Source organism: Kitasatospora nipponensis (assembly GCF_039528135.1).
Classification (GTDB): Bacteria; Actinomycetota; Actinomycetes; order Streptomycetales; family Streptomycetaceae; genus Kitasatospora; species Kitasatospora nipponensis.
Map to the genome: position 1 here is coordinate 1 of NZ_BAAALF010000556.1, position 924 is coordinate 924.

The following is a 924-nucleotide window of genomic DNA, read 5'->3' on the forward strand; positions in this document are numbered from 1 at the left end:
TCGGGCGGAGGGTCCGGGCGAGCTTCCAGGCGGCCTTGGCGGAGCGCTTCCGGGTCCACTTGGACGGGTGGTGCTGGGCGCGGGCCTGGTGCCACTCGATCCGGCGCAGGGTCTCGCCGGTCAGCCTGTCGGCCTCGGCGTCGACTCCCGTGCTGGCCACCACGATGGAGCGCGCGAGGTACCCGGCCATCTCGGCCGCGACCGTCATGGCCAGCGGCGTCACCGCGTTCACCATGGCGTGCTGGTAGTCGTCCTTGGCCAGGGCGACCACCCCACCGGTGACCGACCCGGCGAGCGGGATCAGCCAGAGGCCGAGCCGCAGGCCCGACGGGTACGGCCGGTTGATCAGGGTCAGGCCCACAAGGGTGAGGCCCAGCACGGCGGTTGCGCCCTCGCCGGCGGCGACGACGCCGACTGCGGTGCCCGAACTCCCGAACGCGGACTTCATGTTGAAGAAGGTGGCGACGGCTCCAGCGATGCCGACGCCGCCCATCACCACGAAGATGCTGCCGAGCACCCACCGGGCCGGGGTGCTGATGCCCTGGTGGGCGGGGGTGCGCACCGGGTGCGCAGGGGTGTGCAGGTCATACTCAGTCGTGTGTGACACGGGGATCCTCCGTTGATCACGGGGCCGCACCGGGTGCATCCGGCGCGGCCCGCCTGCTTGGTGGGGGTCAGCCTCGGTTCGAGTACTCCAAGCGGAGATCGACGTGCCGGGGGAAGTACGTCCGGCCGTACTCGATGACGCCCTCACCGTCGTGCCTGATCGTGGTCCTGACCAGCACCGGTTCGCCCTGCGGCACGCCGAACTCCTTGGCCAGGGTCAGGGTGGTGGTGTCGACCGAGAAGTGGTCGGCGGTGATCTCGGTGGACCTCCCGGTCGCGGCCTCGATCCGGGCGACGCTGCCGGGCGGCGTGGAGGTG

The 924-nt window shown here is 71.4% G+C and carries 1 protein-coding gene and 1 pseudogene; both read right to left on the bottom strand.

All coding sequences use genetic code 11. From position 1 onward, the window contains the following. A pseudogene (locus ABD323_RS41855) lies at nt 1-607 on the bottom strand (hypothetical protein); the annotation flags it as partial. A 67-nt stretch (nt 608-674) separates the two neighbouring features. After that, nucleotides 675-924, bottom strand: a 250-nt coding sequence (locus tag ABD323_RS41860; RefSeq protein WP_344447314.1) for a hypothetical protein, incomplete at its 5' end; no start/stop codon positions are given.